At 43.3% G+C, this 2,582-nt stretch carries 5 protein-coding genes; 1 reads left to right on the top strand and 4 read right to left on the bottom strand.

Annotation, left to right across the window (positions count from 1 at the left end):
* Positions 1 to 129: 129 nt before the first annotated feature.
* The 4 genes from M3661_RS30445 to M3661_RS29655 all read right to left on the bottom strand — a co-directional run bounded on the left by M3661_RS30445 (position 130) and on the right by M3661_RS29655 (position 1,633).
* Entirely contained in the window at positions 130 to 255 is a 126-nt protein-coding gene (locus M3661_RS30445; protein WP_285853417.1) for a hypothetical protein, read from the bottom strand.
* Positions 256 to 688: 433 nt separating this feature from the next.
* Complete coding sequence (locus M3661_RS29665; protein ID WP_251491201.1) at positions 689 to 931, bottom strand: hypothetical protein; 243 nt, start codon at positions 929 to 931, stop codon at positions 689 to 691.
* 19 nt (positions 932 to 950) lie between these two features.
* Positions 951 to 1,202 carry an alkaline phosphatase family protein gene (locus M3661_RS29660; protein WP_251491198.1) on the bottom strand — a complete coding sequence of 84 codons (252 nt, stop codon included), beginning with the start codon at positions 1,200 to 1,202 and terminating at the stop codon, positions 951 to 953.
* 140 nt (positions 1,203 to 1,342) lie between these two features.
* Positions 1,343 to 1,633, bottom strand: a complete 291-nt coding sequence (locus M3661_RS29655) for an alkaline phosphatase family protein (RefSeq protein WP_251491203.1) — start codon at positions 1,631 to 1,633, stop codon at positions 1,343 to 1,345.
* A gap of 273 nt (positions 1,634 to 1,906) precedes the next feature.
* Between M3661_RS29655 and M3661_RS29650 the strand changes: the two genes are divergently transcribed.
* Positions 1,907 to 2,041: a hypothetical protein gene (locus tag M3661_RS29650; RefSeq protein ID WP_251491195.1), complete on the top strand. Its 135-nt coding sequence runs from the start codon at positions 1,907 to 1,909 to the stop codon at positions 2,039 to 2,041.
* Positions 2,042 to 2,582: the final 541 nt, after the last annotated feature.

The following is a 2,582-nucleotide window of genomic DNA, read 5'->3' as shown; positions in this document are numbered from 1 at the left end:
AGCAATTAAAGACCACTGTTGAGACATCTCGACGGTGGTCTTTTTTATCTATACCTAATATAGGTATGTAAAAAAGCCGAATGCTTGTGCCTAATTTAGGTTAGCAGCAATCGGCTTTTTCTTATATTCTTACGCTTTGTACAGGCATATGTCCATTTCGTTGACTTTTACGAGTCCACTTGAGTCGACAGCGCGCATCGTCAATAGGCAATACCAGCGTGGAGACAGCAGCCATAAGTGCCAGAACACATTCAACAAGGTGAGCTCCAATGGAGCCATGGCTGTAGAATGTTCTACTCACACATGTATTACAATAGTGTAGGGAGACTGATCCTAAGGTACATCGAATGAAGCAATGACGGTAAGTGTGATCGAGGGTGTATAAAAGAGGTTAAGAGCTATTAATGGAATTTCGATGGACTAGTACAGGTTACTCGCTTAAGGAGGCGAATTGACAGAATGTCTATTGAAGTGACTATTTCCTGTGATTTGAATACATATTTCTTATATATAAAAGAAACAGATGATTAATGGGACGTTCACGAATGCTATTCTATATAGCAACCCCCCCACCACTTAAAGAGAGTGGGGGCTGCAGCAATAGAAATGAGAGCCCTTGCGATTTAATTTGTTAAAGACAGCATCTTGAATTTTTCAACTCAGTTTCCTTGTTTTTCGACATACCCCATTAACCATGCAAGGTTCGGACGAACTCGGAACCAGACATCCGGCCAAGTGCACCATGGGCACAGTCCGTTTCATTATAAGAGACGACTCGATCTCTTCGAATGCTTGATCCATAGATAACGACGGCAACTGGCTCTCCAGTATGCTCCTTAACCTCAGAAGGAGTAGAATGATCAGCGGCCAGTGCTAGGTATACATCCTCTGATAGTTGATCAGCGTTTATGCCAACATTTCTATCAAACATTTCTAGGGATTGAGCCTTTTCAGTGGTCCATCATCGGCCCCATCACATCTGGAGCTTTAACATGAACATAGACGACAATGTCATGATGGACAATCTGTTCAAGTGCAAGTTCTGCTTTCAGTTTTACATCAGTATCCATACTTCCGGTCATTCTTATATCTGTAATGGTTGTGTACCCAGCTAGCTCCTCTACCCAAAGAAGGGTGCTTTCTGCAGCAATGCAGCAACCTCGGAAATACATCTTTGAAGCAATGGTCTCAAGTTCAATCATACTACCTGCACCACGGGTAAGAATGAAGCTGGCAGGCAGCAATCCATTAGCTACTCGCTCCTCATTCGCAGGATACGATGACAAGATCCGAGAAGAGATTCCAAAGAAGCGGTTGACTGCAGCAGCAGTGCGTCGTGCTTCTAATGTAATTCCAACGGCTGAACAGGAAGATACGGTTTGCCATCGTTCGGCGCTTTCGGGTCAGAATCACTGATTTGATCACTTAAGCCCTGACCACGCAGCACAAGCACAGCACGATGTTCAGTCGCAGGCTTGCAGTAAGCATAGATGCCCTTGGCTACTTCTATTCCTGAAATGGATTCAGCAAGTTTGTCCGTATGTTCCCGTATGCGGCCATCGCTTCGATCCAGCACAACACCGGCTTCTACAGTGGCAAAATTGCAGCGAAGAACGACATCTCCAGGCTGAATATCGATTCCGACTCCAAGTGCTTCGATGGGGCCGCACCTGGGTAGGCTTGAATCTAAGATGAAGATTATATCCTCATAGCAGCTGGTTCATCAATTGGAATCCAACAGCATTGAATTTCTCGTGTTGTCCGATCAAATAGAAGTCAATGAAGCACGGTATCAGACTTGCGCGTTATATCAGGATCGCCTCGTTCTCATTGCACGTCCAGATCACCGTGTGGTTCATAAGAGGAGAGATGTACGTTATATGATCTTCAAAATGTGACCTTCCTTATGAAGCCGGATAAGTCGGCAACAAGGCGATTCCTCGATATGAAGTTCGAACAGGCAGGCATCTCGATATCCAATACGATTGAAATCAGCAGCTTGGAAGGAATTAAGCAGGGCGTTATTCATGGACTTGCATAGCAGCAGTATCTGAATTAATGAAGATGCAGGAGATTGCTAGCGGACTGCTAGTTGTGTTCCCATAGATGAAGTGAAGTTTGAGAGAGGGGTTCAATATGTTCATTACTAAAACAAGCATCTGTCGCCAGCAGCTAAAGCATTCATTACAATGCTGAACAACATTTTAACCGAGGAGTAGGTACAGAGGATAGAAAGAAGAGGATTGGAGGACATGAAATAAAGGATTTAAAATTATTTCAAAAAAGTCTTGCATTCTACCTTCGAAATATGATATATTCTAATTCCTGCTTCATTAGGAGGCAGTCAATCGAACGAAGAAAACAAATTAAAAAAAGTTGTTGACTTCAAGTTCGTTAGATGATAAGATATAAAAGTCGCCGCTGAGAGACGCGGTGAACGAAAGCGAAAGAGGCAATAAGCCGAAGCGCTGGATTGAAGATTGTTCTTTGAAAACTGAACAACGAGCAACGTTTGTGAATGAGGTAGCAATACCTCGTCAAAAGATATGAGCAGTTCAAACTTAACTTTAACGGAGAGTTTG

The sequence above is a fragment of the Paenibacillus sp. MER 180 genome (assembly GCF_023713665.1).
Lineage (GTDB): Bacteria > Bacillota > Bacilli > Paenibacillales > Paenibacillaceae > Paenibacillus_B > Paenibacillus_B suaedae.
Note: the sequence above shows the minus strand (reverse complement) of the source record. Positions and strands in the feature narration are given on the sequence as shown.